Source organism: Mesorhizobium sp. M7A.F.Ca.ET.027.03.2.1 (assembly GCF_003999175.1).
Classification (GTDB): Bacteria; Pseudomonadota; Alphaproteobacteria; order Rhizobiales; family Rhizobiaceae; genus Mesorhizobium.
The window spans coordinates 1-3,860 of the sequence record NZ_RZOM01000586.1 but is presented as its reverse complement, the minus strand read 5'-3'; the positions used below and the strand labels follow the sequence as shown (position 1 = coordinate 3,860).

4 protein-coding genes are annotated in these 3,860 nt (G+C 65.9%); 1 reads left to right on the top strand and 3 read right to left on the bottom strand.

Going from position 1 to position 3,860, the window contains the following annotated elements; translation table 11 throughout:
• The 3 genes from EN750_RS22765 to EN750_RS22755 all read right to left on the bottom strand — a co-directional run.
• The coding region (locus tag EN750_RS22765; protein WP_145967840.1) for a pitrilysin family protein at positions 1 to 473 on the bottom strand (473 nt) is incomplete at its 3' end.
• 137 nt (positions 474 to 610) lie between these two features.
• Positions 611 to 1,165, bottom strand: coding sequence for a 16S rRNA (guanine(966)-N(2))-methyltransferase RsmD (rsmD, locus tag EN750_RS22760; protein WP_127397715.1), 555 nt, complete (start codon positions 1,163 to 1,165; stop codon positions 611 to 613).
• A complete protein-coding gene (locus EN750_RS22755) occupies positions 1,165 to 3,351 on the bottom strand; it encodes a pseudouridine synthase (protein ID WP_127397714.1) in 2,187 nt (728 codons plus the stop codon). The genes rsmD and EN750_RS22755 overlap by 1 nt, the downstream gene beginning before the upstream one ends.
• A 281-nt stretch (positions 3,352 to 3,632) precedes the next feature.
• Between EN750_RS22755 and EN750_RS22750 the strand changes: the two genes are divergently transcribed.
• Positions 3,633 to 3,860: deaminase (locus EN750_RS22750; protein ID WP_145967839.1), on the top strand; the 228-nt coding region annotated here is incomplete at its 3' end.

Here is a 3,860-nt window from a genome sequence, read left to right as displayed (position 1 = left end):
GTCTTGATGACATCGTCGGTGAGTATGAGATTGCGCATGCGATCGGCCTCGAAGCTCATCATCAACTCGAGTGCCGACGGCGCCACCGTCTCGTGGAAGGCGGTGTAGTCGTAAGAGGTGAAGGCGTTGTTGGAGCCGCCGATATCGGAGATGGCGCGGTCGAACTCGCCCGCCGCATGGTTTGTCGTCGCCTTGAACATCAGATGTTCGAAGAAATGCGCAATGCCGGATTTGCCGGGCGGCTCGTCGGCGCTGCCGATCTTGTACCAGACCATGTGGGTGACGATCGGCGCACGGTGGTCGGGAATGACGACCACCTCCATGCCGTTGTCGAGCAGGAAATCCGTGACCTTGAACTCGGCCGGAACCGTGTTGGGCAAGACGGGGCTCTCGGCCAGCACCGGGCTGGTCATGACAAAAGCCAAAGAGGACGCCAACAGCGCTCCGCGCAGCCATTCAATCCTGGATGTCATCAACGGCTCCGGTTCTGTCTGCAGACTAGGCAAGGTACTGGCGACAAGCAAAGTTAATTGTTGGTCATTTAGAGGCGGTGCTCGGTTCCCCGCCCCCCGTGAAGCGGGGGAGAGGAACCGCCAATCGCGAAGGCGTATCAGGCCGCCTCGATAAAGCGGATGACGGTCTCGCCATAGTTGCGCTCGTCCAGCACGGAAAAGCCGGGGCCCGGCTCGAAGGGCGCCACTGCCGCCTCTTCGACCACGCACAGCGCGCCAGGGCGAAGCCAGCCGCCGGCTTTCGCCGACTGCAAGGCGCGCTCGCCAAGGCCCTTGCCATAGGGCGGGTCGGCAAAGACGAGGCCGAACGGCGCCAGCGTGCCCGCTTCGCCAAGGCCGGTGGCATCGCGGCGGAAGATCTTGGTGCGGCCGGTCAGGCCGAAGGCTTCGACATTGTCGCGGATCAGGCCACGGCCTTCGGCCGATTCCTCGATGAAGACGCCATAGGAGGCACCGCGCGACAGGGCTTCCAGCCCGAGCGCACCGGTGCCGGCGAACAGGTCGAGCACACGCGCGCGGTCCAACTGCTCGGCAAACCGATGCGCCAGCACGTTGAAGACCGCCTCGCGGGTGCGATCGGTCGTCGGCCGGATGGCGTCGCTGCGCGGCGTGGCCAGCGGACGCCCGCGAAACTCACCGCCGACGATCCGCATTACTTGCCCTTGGGGCCGCCGCGCGGCCGCTCACCGCGTGTGCTGGTCGGACGGTCGCCGCGCGGCTTGCCGAACGGCTTTGCGCCGGCCGGTTTGCCATAGGTCGGCTTGAACGATGCCTTTCGCGCCTTTGCTTCAGCCGCCTTGGCTGCGTCTGCATCGGCCCTGCCCTTGCCGATCGGCCGCGCGCCCGGCGCCATCCAGACATTGGCCTTGCGCTGGCCGGGCGGCTCGATCGGCCGCTGCTCGCGCTCGGATTTCTTGCCGCCGCCTGGCTTGCCGCCAAAAGCACCACGCGGCTTGTCGCCGAAGCCACCGCGCGGTTTGTCGCCAAAATTGCCGCGCGGCTTGTCGCCAAAGCTGCGTTCGGGGCGCGGGCCGCGTTCGCCAAAACTCTTCTCCGCGCTTCTGTCGGGACTTGTCGACAGTTTGCCCAGCGCCTCGTCGCGGCTGCCTTCGCGGCGCTTGCGGTTCTTGATCAAACCGCCCTCGCCGATCGGGCGGCGCTCACCGTCGCGGGTGAATTTCGGCCGCTCCGGCTCCGGCTCGCGAACTTCCGTGCGCCGCACCGGCTTGTTGGAAAATGGCTTGGTGACATCGGCGTCGAAATTGGCGCCGGATTCCTCGACCAGGCGCTCGCCGAGTTGGTCACGCAGAACCCTGCCCTTGATCTCGAGCACATGGCCCTCGGCGAGGTCATCGAGCTGGAACGGCCCGTAGGAGATGCGGATCAGCCGCGTCACGTCGAGGCCGAGCGAGCCGAGAATGTTTCTGACTTCGCGGTTCTTGCCCTCGCGCAGGCCGATCGTCAGCCAGGCATTGGTGCCTTGCTCGCGGTCGAGCGTGGCTTCGATGGCACCGTAGAACACGCCGTCAACGGCAATGCCTTCACGCAGGCCCGCAAGCGCGCTTTCCTCGACCTTGCCGTGGACGCGCACCCGGTAGCGGCGCAGCCAGCCGGTGGCCGGCAGTTCGAGCACGCGCGACAGGCCGCCATCATTGGTGAGCAGCAGCAGGCCTTCGGTGTTGATGTCGAGCCGGCCGATGGTCATCAGCCGCGGCAATTCAGCCGGCAGCACGTCGAAGACGGTCTTGCGGCCCTCGGGATCGCGGTTGGTGGTGACGACGCCGGCCGGCTTGTGGAACAGGAACAGCCGGGTGCGCTCGATCGGCGGGATTTCCATGCCGTCGAGATGGATGATGTCATCAGGCATGACGTTGAAGGCCGGCGAAGTCAGGGCGCGGCCATTGACCTTGACGCGGCCGGCGGCGATCAGCTCCTCGGCATCGCGGCGCGAGGCCAGGCCGGCGCGGGCCAACCGCTTGGCGATGCGCTCGCCTGCCTCTTCCGCGCCCTCGGCAGGACGCGGGCGTGGCTTGAAGCTGCCGTCTGACGCGCCTTGCGGCCGATCGTTGAAATCCCGCTTCGGGCGATCGCCGAAATCGCGCTTGGGGCGGTCGGCGAAGTCACGCTTCGGGCGATCGCCGGCGTCGCGCGGCGCGCGGTCACTGAAATCACGCTTGGGACGGTCGAAACGCTTTTCGCCGCCCGCTGCCGCCGCAGCCGGTCGGTCGCCCCGCGGTGCATAGGGCTTGCGCGGCCCCTCGCGCTTTTCATAGGGCTTGCGCTCGCCTTCGGCGGCCATCGGCCGGTCGCCGCGCGGTGCGTAGGGTTTGCGCGGTCCTTCACGCTTCTCATAGGGCTTGCGCTCGCCTTCGGCCGCCATTGGCCGGTCGCCACGTGGCGCATAGGGCTTGCGTGGTCCTTCGCGCTTCTCATACGGTTTGCGCTCACCCTCGGCGGCCATCGGGCGGTCGCCGCGCGGTGCGTAGGGCTTGTGCGTCCCTTCGCGCTTCTCATACGGTTTGCGCTCACCCTCGGCGGCCATCGGGCGGTCGCCGCGCGGTGCGTAGGGCTTGCGCGGCCCTTCAGGCTTCTCAAAAGGCTTGCCTTCGGGACGCGGGCCTTTGCTGAAAGGCTTGTCCCCGCCCTTGAAATCGCGCTTCGGCCGCTCGCCATCGGCAGCCATCGGCCGATCGCCACGCGGTGCGTAAGGTTTCTTGGCGCCAAAGGACGGCTTGCCGCCCTTGCCCGCGGCGCCATCACGGCTGCGCGGTCCCGCGGCTTTCGGCCCACTCTTGGCCGGACCCTTCCTGGGTCGGAATTTCTTGTCGTTGTCGTCCATGTGGCCTTTATCCGTTTGCGCTGCTACAGCGTGGCGCATCCTTTCGGGCGCGCAACGAACGCTGTAGCACTTTTGATGTGGCGCATGATCATTTTCGAAAACCGAGTCCCGATTTTCGAGGTCCTGCGCTCAATAACAGGATCACTGGAGTTTGTCAGGGAAAAGTGGAGACCGGTTTTTCCAAAAAGACAAACGAAAATCAAAAGCCTGGAGCAAGTGCGGTTCATTCGAAACGAACTTGCTCCGTCAGGTGGCGAGGAGATAATCGGAGTGGAAATCGCGTGAAGCGGCCCGATTTCATGGCGCTGGCGCTGAAGGAGGCCGAGGCTGCCGCCTTGCGAGGCGAAGTGCCGGTCGGCGCCGTCATCGCCAATGGCGTTGGTGTTGTCGCCAGCGCCGGCAACCGCACGCGCGAACTTGCCGACCCGACCGCGCATGCCGAGATGCTGGTCATCCGCGAAGCTTGCCGCAAACTGTCGGCCGAGCGGCTGACCGGCCATGATCTCTAT